The organism is Rappaport israeli (assembly GCF_001888055.1).
Taxonomy (GTDB): domain Bacteria; phylum Pseudomonadota; class Gammaproteobacteria; order Cardiobacteriales; family Cardiobacteriaceae; genus Rappaport; species Rappaport israeli.
The window spans coordinates 1-15,498 of the sequence record NZ_LXHZ01000016.1 but is presented as its reverse complement, the minus strand read 5'-3'; the positions used below and the strand labels follow the sequence as shown (position 1 = coordinate 15,498).

The following is a 15,498-nucleotide window of genomic DNA, read 5'->3' as shown; positions in this document are numbered from 1 at the left end:
GCCATCATGGGAAGCTTTCAAGCAGATAAACGCTTTTTATTTCATCTAGACCCCACCCTTGCCTACCAGCGCTTAAACCAACGTAACCGCCCTAGCGACCGTATCGAACAAGAACCCCCCCAATTTTTTCAACGCGTTCATCATGGTTACCAACACCGCCAGCGCACCACAGACGCCATCTACATCGACGCCAACACCAGCATCGAACAAGTTTTCGCCCAAATCGAACCCCACCTCGAGAGCCTCCTATAATGCACACCCCGCCATGGATTAGCCCCAACAATCCCACCTACCAATCGCTCATCCACACCCCAGAAGGCTGTAAAATCCTCATCGACTCCCAGCGCCACAATGCCCATGCCCTCGCTCATCTTTGGACAACCTACCAACTCTGCCTTAATTCAAATCCCCCTTGCGGACACTGCCAATCCTGCCATCTCAACAGCCAACACACCCATCCCGATAGCCACTACTACGACCAACCCAACAGCATCGACCAAATCCGCCATCTCCTTCAAAAACTGTACACCACCCCCCTCATCGCCCCTCGCCACGCCATTTATCTAGGCAATATTGACCAATATCACCCAAGCGCCCTAAACGCCCTCTTAAAAACCCTCGAAGACCCCCCACCCACAGCCACTTCCTCCTAAGCGCCGCCAGCCGACGCGCCGTCCTGCCCACACTATTAAGCCGTAGCCAACTCTTCACCCTAGACAATCCCAGCTATCAACAAGCACTGGATTACCTCACACAACAACATTACCTCACCCCCGAACAAGCAAAAAACCGCCTACACACCCACAACAACAACCCCTACCTAGCGCTAACCAACGACGCCCCACCTCTCCTAGAAGAAAGCCTACACGCCTGCCTACAATTTCTCATCAACCCCAAACAACACCCCCACTACCTCCAATACCTAGACAATCTACCCCCACCTTACTTTTAGATTACATCAGCGCACAAATTCAACACATCATCCAAAGCCTTCACTACCAACACCCCCTTCCCGCCCCTCATGATAGCCCCAACCTCACAGCCTTATTGCAACAACTAAATCTCAACACCTTACACACCCTTTATGCTACCCTAAGCACCCTAAGACGCCCCGAGCATCAAGCGCTCAACCTCCAACTTAGCGTCAAAAGCATCTTATTAAACACCCATAAAACACGGAGACTAACCCCATGAGCGATACCGCCAAACCCAGCGCTCAATCCAAACTCAAAAAAGGCGTCATCCGCCTAAACTTTGACGACACCCGCGCGCTCTATCAAAGCTACATGCCCTTTATTGAAGGTTGTGGTTTATTTTATGCCACTAGTGAAGAATATACGCTTGAACAAGAAGTCTTCGTATTTCTACAACTTCCTGAAGAACTTGGAAAATTTGCCATATCTGGACGTATTGTTTGGCTTAACCCACAAAAACCCATCGGCAAACGCACCCCAGGTGTAGGCATTCAACTACGCGGCAAAGAAGTTGAAAAAATCCGCGAAACCATTGAAAACGGACTAGGAAAACACCTCAGCACAGGACTCCCCACCGCCACCCTCTAACCAGCATATTCACCATGTCAAATACCCACAACCTCATCTGGATAGACCTTGAAATGACAGGACTAGACAGCACAAACGACCATATAATCGAAATTGCCACCCTTGTAACCGACGCCCAGCTCAACCTCATCGCTGAAGGACCCGTACTCGCCATCTATCAAAGCCCAGATATCCTAGAAAACCTAGATGAATGGAATCAACGCCAACATGGACAATCTGGACTACTCCAGCGCGTACGCCAAAGCCAAGAAAGCACCCAAAGCGCTGAGCAAAAAACCCTAGAATTTCTCAAACAACACGTCCCCGCACAAGCCTCCCCCATGTGCGGTAACAGCATCTGCCAAGACCGCCGTTTTATGGCGCGCCTTATGCCAGAACTTGAAGCCTACTTCCACTATCGAAACCTCGACGTCTCCACCTTAAAAGAACTCGCCAAACGCTGGTATCCACATCTCAACTATCAAAAAAACAGCCACCACCTCGCCCTAGACGACATCCGCGACTCCATCGCCGAACTCCAATACTACCGCCAGCACCTCTTTCTCCCGAAAACCATTTAAAGCCATGCTCAAACTTTACTACAACCCCCATTGTTCTAAATCGCGCCAAGCCCTAGCGCTCCTACAACAAGCCAAACTCACTCCAAAACTCATCGACTACCAAAGCCATCCCCCAAGCATCGAAACCCTACAAAATCTCATCTCGCGCAGTGAGCATTCACTTAAAGATTTTATCCGCACCAACGACCCCGACTACAATACCTATTGCCCCAAAAATCCAAGCGAACATGAACTACTCACCCTCCTCCATCAACACCCCAAACTTCTCCAGCGCCCTATCCTAGACACCCCCACACAAGTCATAATTGCCAGAACGCCCGAAATCCTTATCCCTATACTCCACACCCTCACTCAAAACACTTAGAGAATTCACATGATAAACGTCGCCATTATCGGATACGGCATGTCCGCTCAAACCTTCCACCTCCCCCTTATCACCGCACTACCTGAGCAATACCGCCTAACAGCCATCGTCAGCAGCCAAACCAACCTCAACCTCAGCGCCCATCCCCACGCCAAACGCTACCCCAGCGTTGAACAAATGCTCACCCATAGCAACGCCCACCTCGTCATCAACACCACCCCCAATCACCATCATTACCCCCTAAGCAAACTCTGCCTCAAAGCAGACAAACACATCGTTATTGAAAAACCCATGACCCTCACCCTCGAAGAAGCCCAACACCTCATCGAACTTAGCCAACATCACAACCGCCTACTAAGCGTTTTTCACAACCGACGGTTAGACAGTGATTTTCTTACTCTAAAAAAACTCATCCACGACAATGTTTTTGAGGAAATCTACAGCTTTCAATCCCATTGGAATCGCCACCGCCCCCACGTCCGCCCACGTTGGCGCGAACAAAATCAAACAGGCGGCGGTATTTGGTACGACCTAGGACCACATCTTATAGACCAAGCGCTCTGCCTATTTGGACTCCCTGAAGCTGTAGACGCCAGCTTTTATGCCCTACGTCCTAACAGCCCAATCACCGACTACGCCCACGTGCAACTCCACTATCCAAACCGCCACATTCTCCTGCACACCTCCCCCCTACCACATCGCCCCCACCCTACGCTTTCATATAGAAGGCGCACATGCCCACTATCAAAAACACCATCTCGACCCACAAGAAACCCAACTCAAAGACGGACTCTCCCCCCATCATCCCCAGTTTGGACACGAACCCCCCGAACACTACGGACACCTCTACACCGAAGACGGACAAGCCCACATTATCCCAAGCGAACGCGGACAATTTTTAAGCTACTACCAAAACCTCGCCGCCGCTATCAACGCACAACAACCCCTACTCATTCCCCCAGAAGAAGCCCTAAACGTCATGCGCGTTTTAACCCTTGCCATTGAAAGCGCCAAACAACAACGCCGATTATCGCTAACGCCTTCATAAAATAATAAAATATCTGTTAGGTTTTTAACGCCAAACAGCGTATGATGAGCGCGCTTTTTAGAAGCGCAACACGCCATGAATACCAACAAAAACACAAGGAGAACCATGAGTATTGCAGTTTTAATCGTAACACACGGCAACGCAGCCCAAGCACTACTAACCACCGCCGAAATGATTATTGGCAAACAAGACAACGTCCATTGCCTCGACTTTATGCCGGGAGAAAATGGCGAAACCCTAGCAGAAAAAATGCGCCAAGCCACCCAGAAGTTAAATCTTGAACGTGGCTTGCTCATCGTCGTAGATTTATGGGGTGGCACACCCTTTAACGCCGCCAATACCGTTGCAAACGCACAAGACAAAACCGAAGTCATCACTGGCGTCAACGTTCCCATGCTTGTTTCATTACTACTTGAACGCGATGACCAAGACGACCTCAGCGCCCTAGTTCAACTAGCCATCAACGAAGGAAAAGACGGCATCAAAGCACTTAAAACAGCGCTACAAAGCACACCAGAAAAGCAAAGCAATGCACAAGTAGCGCCTGCACAACCAGCGCATTCAACTCCTGCACAATCCTCTGAGCAAGATAGCGCCCCCGCCGTCAGTGCAGACATTGCCAAATTACGTCAAGAAGCCTCAGAAAAAGTCAAAGAAGGTCCACATATGAGCTTTGGACTTTGGCGTATTGACGACCGCCTCATCCACGGACAAGTTGCTACCCGCTGGACAAAAGAAACAGGCGTTAACCGCATTATCATCGTCAATGATGACGTCGTTAAAGACACCGCCCGCACTACCATGCTCAAACAAGCTGTTCCCTCTGGTGTAAGCGCCCACGTTGTCGGCATTGATAAAATGATGCGCGTTTATAATAACCCACAGTATGCCAACGATAGAGTCATGCTACTTTTTACCAATCCAAGTGATGCACTCGAACTCGTACGCCGTGGCGTACCGATTCAGTCTATCAATATCGGCGGTATGGCCTATAGAGAAGGGCGCACAATGCTAGATACTTCCGTATCTGTCAACGACAAAGACATAGAAGCCTTTAAAGAACTTGACAAACACGGAATAGAACTTGAAGTTCGCAAAGTCGCCTCTGACCGCAAAGTCCCAGTTCTTCAGCTTATCGCTGATAAATATTATAAATAAAAAAGGAGTATAAAAATGGAATTATCAATCATACAACTATTTTTAATCTTCATTGTCGGCTCAATTGTTGGCGCAGGCTCGATTCTGGATGAAGGTCAAACCCACCGCCCACTCATTGCCTGTACCCTCACAGGATTGGTTTTAGGCGATATGACCACAGGCATCATGGTTGGTGGCTTATTAGAAATGATTGCCCTAGGCTGGATGAACATCGGCGCAGCCCTTGCACCAGATGCCGCACTTGCCTCAATCATCTCAACAATCTTAGTGATTGCTGGTGGACAAGATATTAGTTCAGGCATCGCGCTTGCTATTCCTTTAGCCGCTGCTGGACAAGTGTTAACCATTCTTGTTCGTACTCTAACCATCGGTTTTCAACATGCCGCAGATAAAGCCGTTAGCAGTGGAAACCTCTCCAGCATCACCTTCTTACATTTAAGCGCCCTAATTTTACAAGCCATGCGTATTGCCATCCCAGCAGTAATCGTTGCTTATACTGTTGGCACAGACACTGTGCGCCAACTCTTAGACAGCATTCCTGATGTTGTTACAGGCGGATTAAATGTTGCAGGAGGCATGATTGTTGTCGTAGGTTACGCCATGGTTATTAACATGATGCGCGCTCGGCATTTAATGATGTTCTTCTTTGTAGGTTTTGTCGTCGCCGCATTTACCAACTTCAACCTCGTTGCTCTAGGGGTATTAGGCGTAGCACTTGCTTATTTCTACATTCAAATGCACCCCAAATATCACAAACAAAGCCTAGGCGCTCCCGTAGCTACTACAAGCAATAACGACCTAGACGACCAACTTGATTAAGGAAAAAGCCATGAATAACCAAACACAAAATCTAGACCACACCACCAATCAAGGCAATAAAATTCGCCTTAGCAAATCTGATATTAACGCCTGCTTTTGGCGCTCTAATTTCCTGCAAGGGTCATGGAACTTCGAGCGCATGCAAGGACTAGGCTACGCCTTTGGCATTGTCCCAGCCATTCGCCGCCTCTACCCAGAAAACAGCCAAGAGCGCAAAGATGCCATCAAACGCCATCTAGAGTTTTACAACACCCAGCCTTTTATGACCGCTCCTATTCTTGGTGTAAACCTTGCCATGGAAGAAGAGCGCGCCAATGGTGCACCTATTGATGATGCAGCCATTAATGGTGTAAAAGTTGGACTAATGGGGCCACTTGCAGGCGTAGGTGACCCGATTTTTTGGGGAACCGCGCGTCCAGTCTTTGCCGCATTAGGGGCAGGAATTGCCCAAACTGGTAGCATTTTAGGCCCTATCTTATTTTTCGTCCTCTTTAATGCCTTACGCCTAATCGTGCGCTATTGGGGCATTAAATACGGCTACAGCAAAGGCCTTGAAATCGTCTCTGATATGGGAGGCGGTATCTTACAAAAAGTTACCGAAGCCGCCTCAATTCTTGGACTCTTTATCATGGGCGCTTTGGTCAACAAATGGACGAGTATAAACATCCCCTTTGTACTTTCCAGCGTTACCAACCAACTCGGTGAAACCCAAGTAAGCACCGTGCAAAGCGTTTTAGATAGCCTCATGCCAGGACTGCCAGCCTTAGGATTAACCTTCCTGTGCATGTATCTTTTGCGCAAAACGTCAATCCTCTTTGGCTCATATTCGCCATCTTTGGCATTGGCATCCTTGGCTATCACTTCCGCTTCTTAGCCTAATCTATCTAGGCGCACTGAATAAAGTGCGCCTCTTTTTATCTTTTACCATGTCACTCACACCTTTTATCCTTTTTATTCTCGTACTTGGCTACAGCCTATTCCTACTCTACGACGGACCCATACAAGCCAACAGACACGGCAAAACACTCGTAAGCGTCCGCCTAAGACGACGCCTTGTAGATAGTTTATTTTTTTCCTTAATTCTTCTCTCTGCATTAAGCTACGAATTCACCCACAGCCAAGACAAACCCACCCTCATTGCACTCATACTTTTATTAGCGCTAGTGTTGTATCAAGGATTACGCTACCCACGCTGGCGACTCAAACAACACGGCTTCACCGCAGGCGGACGCTACTACCGCTACCCACAAATACAAGCCATGCGCCTTTCAGAAGATGGCGTACTTCTCCTAACGCTAGACACAGGGCTTAATCTGATTCTACCCATAGCCCATATTGATGACCTTGAAAAAGCCGCCGCCTTTTTTACAGGCGAAGAAGCCCTAAAACATCTCATCCCAACTCAGGAGCAATCATGATTTATTCCCTCACGCCTAGCCTCCAAACCTATGCATGGGGCGGCACACACTACATCGCCCAACTCCTCAAACAACCAACAACCAACCAACCCAAAGCCGAACTTTGGTATGGCGATCATCCACAAGCCCCAGCCACCCTACACACACCCCAAGGCGATTATCCGCTCAACCAGTGGCTTAAAAACAACCCACAGGCGCTTAGCAAAGCCTCCCGACAACATTTTGGCAACCGCCTCCCCTACCTTCTAAAAATACTCGACGTTGCCCGCCCCCTTTCCATCCAACTCCATCCCAATAAGACACAAGCCCAGCAAGGATATATCAAAGAACAACAACAAAACCTCCCTGATACCAAACGCAACTACCCAGATAACAACCACAAACCCGAATCCATGATTGCGCTAAGCGACTTCTGGCTACTGCACGGCTTCGCGCCACTTTCACAAATCCAACAAACCCTACACACCCGCCCAAGCCTTCATAGCATCGCGCAAAGCCTCACACAATACGGACTAGCCACCACCTACCAAAACATTCTTTACGCCGACCAATCTACCCTTGCCCAATGGCTGTATCCTCTTCTCGACCAACCCCCACTCCAACAACGCAGCACCAATCCCGACTACTGGCTCCATCACACCCTAAACACCATGAACATTGACCCCGACCACCTCGATGCTGGACTGCTTTGCTTCTACCTCTTTAACATCGTCCAACTCAATCCCGAGCAAGGCATCTACCAACGCGCCCAACTCCCTCACGCCTACCTCAGCGGACAAAACGTCGAAATCATGGCAGCCTCCAATAACGTCCTACGTGCAGGACTCACCCCAAAACACATCGACATAGACGAACTCCTACGCATCCTCGACCCCCACCCCCATCACCCCCCAACATTCTCCCTGCCCCCAACAACCACCAAACCACCCCACACAACTACCCAGCCCCATTAACGACTACACCCTACACAGCCAGCGCCTCACCCCCACCCCAAGCCCACATCACGCTCACGAAGCCAGCATCCTCCTAACACTAAGCGGCAGCGCACACATCCACCACCAACAGCACACCCTCACCCTTGAGAAAGGACAAGCCGCCTTTATTAGCGCCAATACCCCCCTAACCCTACAAAGCCCCAACAATGCCCATCTCATCATCGCCAGCAACCCAACCCCCACCTAAACCATCCTGCGCGCATAAAAAAGCGCACCCTAAAAGTGCGCTTTTAAAACAAGCATTAAAACCTACATTGCCTCATTAAAAAACAACGCAATATCCGTTTTTTCAGCCACACACTCAACATACTCACGCACAGCCTGCGGCCATTGCACCCCCTTCACCACCGTAAAATTACGCAACACAGGGAACAACAAACACACCTCCAAGCCCTCACTCTCCCCAATCATCGGCTCAAGCGCCTGCAAATCCTCATTCAAACGCGCCACATACCCTGCACTATTGGTCAAATTTTCAGAAAAATCACCAATTAGCGCACTTTTTTTATCCGTAAAATATTGTCGCGCAGAAGAAGTAGAAAACTCAGGCAAATCCAACTGCACCACCCGAGGCATCACCAAATAATTAGCATATTCACTCACCCGCTCAATCCATTGCAACACCGCCTCACGCGCAGGACGCACCAAAGGAGCAGCCTGCAAATGCTTAGTCGCATAATCCTCCACATAATCCACAATATCCAAACTCTCCCCCATCACCTCACCATCTGCGCGACGCAAAATTGGCACTATCTTCTTCCCAATCAAATCCTTAGGCGTTTTTTCATCATCGTTTAACAACACCACATGCTCATAGTCCACCCCCAAAAGCCCAAGCGCCACACGCGCCCGCAAACAATAAGGGCAATGCTCATAAGTGTATAAAGTCATCACAGAATTTTCAGACATCTTAGTTCTCCATTGTTCAATTCCAAGCCATCATAACGCATTTATCTTTACGCTTGAAAATGAATTGCTTACAATTGCCCATCAGCCAAACCCAAAAGTCCGAAAAAACAAATTCCATAAATACTTTTAGGCAAGGACATTCCCCTATAAATACACGAGGCATTCATGGCAAACCCAATCCAATACCGCTCAAAAACTTCCACCGCCGGACGCAATATGGCGGGTGCGCGCGCTCTATGGCGCGCCACCGGCATGACGGATGCGGATTTTAAAAAGCCGATTATTGCCGTGGTCAATAGCTTTACCCAATTCGTCCCCGGTCATGTGCATTTGAAAGACATGGGACAACTGGTTGCCAAAGAAATTGAGGCGGCGGGCGCGGTAGCAAAAGAATTCAATACCATCGCCGTAGATGACGGCATCGCCATGGGGCATGACGGCATGCTGTATTCCCTACCTAGCCGCGACATTATCGCCGACAGCGTGGAATATATGGTCAATGCGCATTGCGCCGACGCCATGGTCTGCATTTCCAACTGCGACAAAATCACCCCCGGTATGCTGATGGCGGCGATGCGCTTAAATATTCCCACTATTTTCGTCTCCGGCGGACCGATGGAAGCCGGCAAAACCAAATTATCCGAACATAAACTCGATCTGGTCGATGCCATGGTTTATGCCGCCGATCCCAATGCCGATGATGCGGTCGTGGACGAATTCGAGAAAAACGCCTGCCCGACCTGCGGCTCCTGCTCGGGCATGTTTACCGCCAATTCCATGAACTGCCTCACCGAAGCCATGGGCTTATCCCTGCCCGGAAACGGTACGGTACTCGCCACCCACGCCGATCGCAAGCAATTGTTCTTACAAGCGGCACGCCAAATCGTCGCCCTCTGCAAACGCTATTATGATGAAGGCGACGAGAGCATCCTGCCGCGCAGCATCGCCACATACGAAGCCTTCCAAAACGCGATGACTCTCGACATCGCCATGGGCGGCTCCACCAATACCATTTTGCATTTACTCGCCGCCGCGCAAGAAGCGCAAGTGCCTTATACTATGCAAGATATTGACGCCCTGTCGCGCAAAATTCCGCAACTGTGCAAAGTCGCACCCAATGTGCCGGACTACCATATCGAAGACGTACATCGCGCCGGCGGCATCATGAACATTCTTGCCGAACTTAACCGCGCTGGTCTGATTCATGCCGATTTGCCGACCGTACACAGCTGCAGCCTAGGCGAAGCCATTGCGCATTATGATTTGAAAAACCAACCTGATGCGGAAGTAATCGAATTTTATAAAGCAGGACCGGCGGGGCTGCGCTCACAAACCGCCTTCTCGCAGGACTGCCGCTACGACAGCGTCGATGACGACCGCGCGCAAGGCTGCATCCGCAGCATCGAACACGCCTATTCCCAAGAAGGCGGACTGGCAGTGCTCTACGGCAATATCGCCGAAAACGGCTGCGTGGTCAAAACCGCCGGCGTGGACGAAAGCATCCACCGCTTTAGCGGCAAAGCTATTGTTTTTGAAAGCCAAGACGATGCCGTGCAAGGCATCTTAAAACGCAAAGTCAAAGCCGGCGATGTCGTCATTATCCGCTACGAAGGACCGCGCGGCGGGCCGGGCATGCAGGAAATGCTCTACCCGACTAGCTATCTGAAATCCATGGGCCTAGGCAAAGACTGCGCCCTGCTGACCGACGGACGTTTCTCGGGCGGCACCAGCGGACTCTCCATCGGGCATGCCTCACCCGAAGCCGCAGCAGGCGGCGCCATCGGCTTGGTACGCGACGGCGACACCATTCACATCAACATTCCCGAGCGCAGCATCCGTTTGGACATCAGCGAAGAAGAAATGGCGGCGCGCCGTAGCGCACAAGACGCCAAAGGCTGGCAACCCGCCGCGCCGCGGCCGCGCAAAGTATCCACCGCATTGAAAATCTACGGACACTTCGCCACCAGTGCCGACAAAGGCGCGGTAAGAGACCTCAGCAAACTCTAACCCCACAAAAAAGACCGTCGCAAGACGGTCTTTTTCTTAGAATTTCTAGAGTAGAAAACAGCAAAACCTAACGCGACTCTCCCTCAATCCAATCCCCACGCGATAACCGCCAATCCTCAAACGCCTGCAAATCATTGCCCACCCAGCGCAAACACAACGACAACATCAGCGCATCATCCAAAAGTCCGACAAAAGGAATAAAATCAGGCAACAAATCCAACGGCGTCAACACATACAAAAACGCCGCCACCACCGCCGCAATCGTATAACGAGGCACCGCGCGATACTCCCCGCGCCAATACGCTTTCACCAACGCCAACAACCGCCTAGCCTGAAACAACAACTCCCCCAGCGCCGTATTTGCCAAGAATTTATCCTCAAGTTCTCGCTCTCGTTGCAACAACCCCTCAATATCCACATCACGCACCCGCGCAGTCCCCTCTTTCAACCGCTGCGCCAAATCCGCCTCCTTAATTTTCTTACGATTAAAAAACATCTTCATCCCTCCCAATAAACACCAATAAAAACCGCCATCATACCAAGCAAAACCACAAAAAACATCCTCCAAATATTCTTAAATCCCCCCGCAACAATCCGCCACCAAACCCTGCAAAAACCGCACACACGCCACCAACTGCTCACGTTCAATCCACTCATCTGCCTGATGCGCCTGCGCAATATCCCCAGGGCCGACAATCACCGTCTCAAACCCAAAACGCTGAAACGTCCCTGCCTCCGTTGCATAAGCCACCCCAACCTCCTCTCTCACATCCAACTGCCGACCAACCACCGCCAACACCCTCGCATTATCCTGATTAGCCAACGCTGGCACCGTCTCAATCAAAGCCTCACGCTCAATCACCACCCCCTCAAAACGGCGCATCAACTGAGCTCCAGCGCCTCCACCTGCAAAAGCACCGCTTCTAACCCCACCGATGGCAAATGGCGCAGCTCCCAATCAAACCAACACCCCTGCGCCTGAATATTCACCGCCTCCCCTCCAGCTATTTTCCCCACGTGTAACGTCGAAAAATTCACATCAAACCCTACTTCCACCTTCCCCTCATCGCGCAACCCCCACATCAACGCCTCAAGCCCCACTACCAAATGCGACGCCACATGCACCGCCGAACTCACCCCAAGCCCAATCAAACTCGAATGCCCAGCCACCCCTCGAACCGACGTGCGAAAATTTGTAATCCCCTTTTGCGCCACCACCACATTCATCCGCGTTGGCTCTCCCACCACCACCACAGGACGCCGCCCCACCCCACACAACTCTGCCAACGCCTTCGCCATCGCAGGCGCTCCCAAACACCCCACCTCCTCATCGCGCGTAAACGCCAAATATACAGGACAACGCAACCCCCCCATCTGCCACACCCGCACCAACGCCAACACACACGCCACAAAGCCCTTCATATCACACACCCCCCGCCCAAAAAACCGCCCCCCCTCCTGCCACATCACAAACGGCTCACGCGACCACGGCTGCCCCGCCACAGGCACCACATCCAAATGACCCGACAACACCACCCCACCCTCGCCCGCCTCCCCCACACGCGCCAACAAACTCATCCGCCCCCACAATCATCCAAACGTACACACCACACCCCAGCGCCTGCAAAAACTGCTCAATCCAGCCCACCAAATCCTCATTATCCACTCCAGAGACCGACGCAAAGCCCACCAAACGCGCCAAATCTCCTCCACCTCCGCCATCACCGCCAACTCATCAAAATTCACCATCACCGCCTCCAACAATAAACAACAAACCCACATTCTACCCCACCCTTGCAAAAACCTACAAACAACACACAAAGCAAATCCCCAAATCCCCATTCATTTACGATAAAATAACGCCTTCAAAACGCTTAGCGTCCTAAAAATAAAATCATCTGAGGCAACCTTGCAAACCTACATCAGCATCTTATTTGCCACCGTATTGGTTAATAATTTTGTCCTAAGTCAATTCTTAGGGCTATGCCCCTTTATGGGCGTTTCACGCAAAATCGACACCGCCCTCGGCATGGGATTTGCCACCGCCTTTGTCCTCACACTCGCCTCCGTCAGCGCCTATCTACTCGACACCTACCTCCTAATCCCTTTTAACATCCCCTATCTTCGCACCATTAGCTTTATTGTCGCCATCGCCGTTTTAGTAGGACTCACAGAATTATTTATTGCCAAAACCAGCCCACTTCTACACCGCCTCCTTGGCATGTATCTCCCCCTCATCACAACCAATTGCGCTGTTTTAGGCGTCGCCCTTTTAAATAGCAATCATCAACATAATCTTATCCAATCCGCCCTTTACGGACTTGGTGCAGCGCTAGGATTCACCCTAGTCCTCGTTATATTTGCCGCCATGCGCGAACGCCTCGAAGCTGCCGATATCCCCAAACCCTTTCAAGGCACCCCCATCGCACTCATCACCGCCGCCATCCTCGCCATGGCATTCACAGGCTTTAGCGGATGGCTCTCATGATAACCGCGCTTATTCTCCTTATTGCCCTCATTGCCCTATGTGGTGCACTATTAGGTTATTTTGCGCAACGCTTTAAAACCGACGACGACCCACTGGTAGAAAAAATCGACGCCATCCTCCCCCAAACCCAATGCGGACAATGCGGATTTGCAGGATGCAAACCCTACGCCCAAGCCATTGCCAACCAAGAAGCCGACATCAACTGCTGCCCCCCTGGTGGGCAAGAAGGCGTAGAAAAACTAGCCGAACTGCTAGGCGTAGAACCCAAACCCCTCAACACCAGCCACGGCGAAGAAAAACCCCAGCAAGTAGCCTTTATCATCGAAGAATGGTGCATTGGTTGCACGCGTTGCATCAAAGCCTGCCCAGTAGATGCCATCCTAGGCAGCACACAAAAAATGCACACCGTTATCAGCAAAGAATGCACTGGTTGCGAACTCTGCGTCGCCCCTGCCCTGTAGATTGCATTATCATGCAACCTGCCCCCAACCACCTCAATCCATGGATTTGGGACAAACCCGACCCCAACCAACCACTTCTTCATCGCCACCCCAAAACGCCATAGGTTAACCCATGTCCCTACTCAACTGGCTCAACCAACGCCTCAACCCCCACACCAGCTTTCATGGTGGACTTCACCTGCCTGCGCACAAAACCATGTCCACCCCAACAACCCAGTAGCGCCCCCCCACTTGCCAACACCTACACCATCAGCCTACGCCAAAGCGACGGCAACAGCCAAATCCCCACCGTAAAAGTTGGCAACCAAGTCCTTAAAAACCAACCCATAAGCCAACCCACCAACCCCTACGCCACCCCAAACCACGCCCCCACCTCAGGCATCATCACCGCTATTTCCCCTCATAGCGACCCCCACCCCTCCAACCAACCTGCCCTACATATCCACATTCAAGCTGATGGCAACGACCACAGCCTCCCCCCCCTCCAAGCCCTCGACTACCGCCAACACACCCCCGAAACCCTCCTCACCCGCATTCAACAATGTGGCATTGTTGGGCTAGGCGGCGCAGGCTTTCCCACCGCACGCAAACTCAGCCATCCAAGCCCCACCCTACTCATCAACGCCGCCGAATGCGAACCCTACATCACCTGCGACGACCTACAAATCCGCGAACACAGCCACGCCATCTTACAAGGAGCACAAATCAGCGCCCATATCATCGGCGCACAACGCATTCTCATTGGCATTGAAGACGACAAACCCCAAGCCCTCAAAGCCCTACAACAAAGCGCACAAACCCTCAACCTCCCCCATCTTGAAATCCACAGCCTGCCAACCAAATACCCCTCAGGCAACCAACGCCAACTCATCGAACTTCTTTTAAACCTCCGCATCCCCAACCATGCGCACGCCAGCGACTACGGCATCATCTGCCACAACAGCGCCACCATCAAAGCCATTTATGACGCCATAGCCTGCGGACAACCCTTAATAGAGCGCTATATAAGCGTAACAGGTGAAGCCATCGCCCAACCACAAGTCTTTCGCGCGCGCCTAGGCACCCCCATCGACCACCTACTCACCCACGCTGGCGGACAAATCCACCCCAGCCGTCTCATCATTGGTGGGCCCATGATGGGATACCAACTCAACCACCTACAAGCAGGCGTACAAAAAACCACCAACTGCCTCCTCCTCCTCCCCATCGCGCAAAGCGAACAAAACAGCGAACAACCCTGCATCCGTTGCGCCAAATGCGCCGACGCCTGCCCAATGGAACTCCTCCCCCAACAACTCTATTGGTATAGTCGCAACCAACAACACCAGCGCCTCCAACAATACCGCCTCTTTGATTGCATCGAATGTGGCATTTGCGCCAGCGTCTGCCCCTCCTCCATTCCCCTCGTACAATATTATCGCCACAGCAAAGGCGCAATCGCCCAAGCCAAACGCAAAGACACCGCCGCCGAAATCGCCCGCGCACGCCACGAAGCCCGCCAAGCCCGCCTCGAACGTCAAGCAGCCGAACGCAAAGCCCGCATGGACGCCAAACGCGCCCAATTACAAGCCAAAACCGCACAACAACCCCAAAAGCACACACCCCCAACACACCAACCCCCGAACACACCGACAAACAACAAGCCATTGAAGCCGCCAAAGCACGCGCGCAAGCACGCCGCCAAGCGCGTCAACAAATCAAAAGCGACA

20 protein-coding genes and 3 pseudogenes are annotated in these 15,498 nt (G+C 51.4%); 18 read left to right on the top strand and 5 right to left on the bottom strand.

Going from position 1 to position 15,498, the window contains the following annotated elements:
- Positions 1-6: 6 nt before the first annotated feature.
- From A5N84_RS12510 to A5N84_RS13025, 14 genes and pseudogenes are all read left to right on the top strand, one after another.
- Positions 7-252, top strand: a complete 246-nt coding sequence (locus tag A5N84_RS12510) for a dTMP kinase (protein WP_198923765.1) — start codon at positions 7-9, stop codon at positions 250-252.
- A complete protein-coding gene (locus A5N84_RS03675; RefSeq protein ID WP_072281314.1) occupies positions 252-653 on the top strand; it encodes a hypothetical protein in 402 nt (133 codons plus the stop codon). Before A5N84_RS12510 ends, A5N84_RS03675 begins: the two co-directional genes overlap by 1 nt.
- 394 nt (positions 654-1,047) lie before the next feature.
- Positions 1,048-1,194, top strand: a complete 147-nt coding sequence (locus A5N84_RS10225; RefSeq protein WP_158008637.1) for a hypothetical protein — start codon at positions 1,048-1,050, stop codon at positions 1,192-1,194.
- Complete coding sequence (locus A5N84_RS03670) at positions 1,191-1,562, top strand: PilZ domain-containing protein (protein WP_072281313.1); 372 nt, start codon at positions 1,191-1,193, stop codon at positions 1,560-1,562. Before A5N84_RS10225 ends, A5N84_RS03670 begins: the two co-directional genes overlap by 4 nt.
- Positions 1,563-1,576: 14 nt before the next feature.
- Positions 1,577-2,122 (top strand): oligoribonuclease, encoded by a 546-nt coding sequence (gene orn / locus A5N84_RS03665; RefSeq protein WP_072281312.1) that lies wholly within the window; start codon positions 1,577-1,579, stop codon positions 2,120-2,122.
- A gap of 4 nt (positions 2,123-2,126) precedes the next feature.
- Positions 2,127-2,486, top strand: a complete 360-nt coding sequence (locus A5N84_RS03660) for an arsenate reductase family protein (protein ID WP_072281311.1) — start codon at positions 2,127-2,129, stop codon at positions 2,484-2,486.
- Positions 2,487-2,495: 9 nt separating this feature from the next.
- Positions 2,496-3,101 (top strand): annotated as a pseudogene (locus A5N84_RS13320) (Gfo/Idh/MocA family oxidoreductase); the annotation flags it as partial.
- Positions 3,088-3,534 carry a Gfo/Idh/MocA family oxidoreductase gene (locus A5N84_RS11540; RefSeq protein ID WP_233119909.1) on the top strand — a complete coding sequence of 149 codons (447 nt, stop codon included), beginning with the start codon at positions 3,088-3,090 and terminating at the stop codon, positions 3,532-3,534. The pseudogene A5N84_RS13320 and the gene A5N84_RS11540, both read left to right, overlap by 14 nt.
- A gap of 105 nt (positions 3,535-3,639) precedes the next feature.
- Positions 3,640-4,692, top strand: a complete 1,053-nt coding sequence (gene manX, locus A5N84_RS03650; protein WP_072281310.1) for a PTS mannose transporter subunit IIAB — start codon at positions 3,640-3,642, stop codon at positions 4,690-4,692.
- 15 nt (positions 4,693-4,707) lie between these two features.
- Positions 4,708-5,511 (top strand): PTS mannose/fructose/sorbose transporter subunit IIC, encoded by an 804-nt coding sequence (locus A5N84_RS03645; RefSeq protein WP_072281309.1) that lies wholly within the window; start codon positions 4,708-4,710, stop codon positions 5,509-5,511.
- A 10-nt stretch (positions 5,512-5,521) separates the two neighbouring features.
- Positions 5,522-6,390, top strand: a pseudogene (locus A5N84_RS03640) (PTS mannose transporter subunit IID).
- Positions 6,391-6,437: 47 nt separating this feature from the next.
- The gene (locus tag A5N84_RS03635; RefSeq protein ID WP_072281384.1) at positions 6,438-6,929 is read left to right on the top strand and encodes a DUF986 family protein; all 492 of its coding nucleotides are present in this window, start codon (positions 6,438-6,440) and stop codon (positions 6,927-6,929) included.
- On the top strand, positions 6,926-7,882 hold the full coding sequence (manA, locus tag A5N84_RS03630) for a mannose-6-phosphate isomerase, class I (protein WP_233119908.1): 957 nt from the start codon (positions 6,926-6,928) through the stop codon (positions 7,880-7,882). The genes A5N84_RS03635 and manA overlap by 4 nt, the downstream gene beginning before the upstream one ends.
- The gene (locus A5N84_RS13025; RefSeq protein WP_332882136.1) at positions 7,812-8,111 is read left to right on the top strand and encodes a hypothetical protein; all 300 of its coding nucleotides are present in this window, start codon (positions 7,812-7,814) and stop codon (positions 8,109-8,111) included. The genes manA and A5N84_RS13025 overlap by 71 nt, the downstream gene beginning before the upstream one ends.
- A gap of 62 nt (positions 8,112-8,173) precedes the next feature.
- Here A5N84_RS13025 and grxB read toward each other — a convergent pair whose 3' ends face one another.
- Complete coding sequence (grxB, locus tag A5N84_RS03625; RefSeq protein WP_233119907.1) at positions 8,174-8,833, bottom strand: glutaredoxin 2; 660 nt, start codon at positions 8,831-8,833, stop codon at positions 8,174-8,176.
- Positions 8,834-8,998: 165 nt separating this feature from the next.
- On the opposite strand from grxB, the gene ilvD reads away from it, so the two are divergent.
- Entirely contained in the window at positions 8,999-10,840 is a 1,842-nt protein-coding gene (gene ilvD, locus A5N84_RS03620; RefSeq protein ID WP_072281308.1) for a dihydroxy-acid dehydratase, read from the top strand.
- 67 nt (positions 10,841-10,907) lie between these two features.
- Here ilvD and A5N84_RS03615 read toward each other — a convergent pair whose 3' ends face one another.
- The 4 genes from A5N84_RS03615 to A5N84_RS10550 form a co-directional block, all read right to left on the bottom strand.
- The gene (locus A5N84_RS03615; RefSeq protein ID WP_072281382.1) at positions 10,908-11,336 is read right to left on the bottom strand and encodes a YkvA family protein; all 429 of its coding nucleotides are present in this window, start codon (positions 11,334-11,336) and stop codon (positions 10,908-10,910) included.
- 78 nt (positions 11,337-11,414) lie between these two features.
- Positions 11,415-11,723, bottom strand: a complete 309-nt coding sequence (locus tag A5N84_RS10560) for a M20/M25/M40 family metallo-hydrolase (RefSeq protein WP_198923764.1) — start codon at positions 11,721-11,723, stop codon at positions 11,415-11,417.
- On the bottom strand, positions 11,723-12,418 hold the full coding sequence (locus tag A5N84_RS10555; RefSeq protein ID WP_198923763.1) for a M20/M25/M40 family metallo-hydrolase: 696 nt from the start codon (positions 12,416-12,418) through the stop codon (positions 11,723-11,725). The genes A5N84_RS10560 and A5N84_RS10555 overlap by 1 nt, the downstream gene beginning before the upstream one ends.
- Before the next feature lie 12 nt (positions 12,419-12,430).
- Positions 12,431-12,622: a hypothetical protein gene (locus tag A5N84_RS10550; protein WP_198923762.1), complete on the bottom strand. Its 192-nt coding sequence runs from the start codon at positions 12,620-12,622 to the stop codon at positions 12,431-12,433.
- 127 nt (positions 12,623-12,749) lie between these two features.
- Between A5N84_RS10550 and rsxA the strand changes: the two genes are divergently transcribed.
- The 3 genes and pseudogenes from rsxA to rsxC form a co-directional block, all read left to right on the top strand.
- The gene (gene rsxA / locus A5N84_RS03605) at positions 12,750-13,328 is read left to right on the top strand and encodes an electron transport complex subunit RsxA (protein ID WP_072281307.1); all 579 of its coding nucleotides are present in this window, start codon (positions 12,750-12,752) and stop codon (positions 13,326-13,328) included.
- Positions 13,325-13,893: pseudogene (gene rsxB, locus A5N84_RS03600) on the top strand (electron transport complex subunit RsxB). The gene rsxA and the pseudogene rsxB overlap by 4 nt, the downstream one beginning before the upstream one ends.
- 60 nt (positions 13,894-13,953) lie before the next feature.
- A partial coding sequence (gene rsxC, locus A5N84_RS03595; RefSeq protein WP_143324815.1) for an electron transport complex subunit RsxC occupies positions 13,954-15,498 on the top strand: 1,545 nt, incomplete at its 3' end.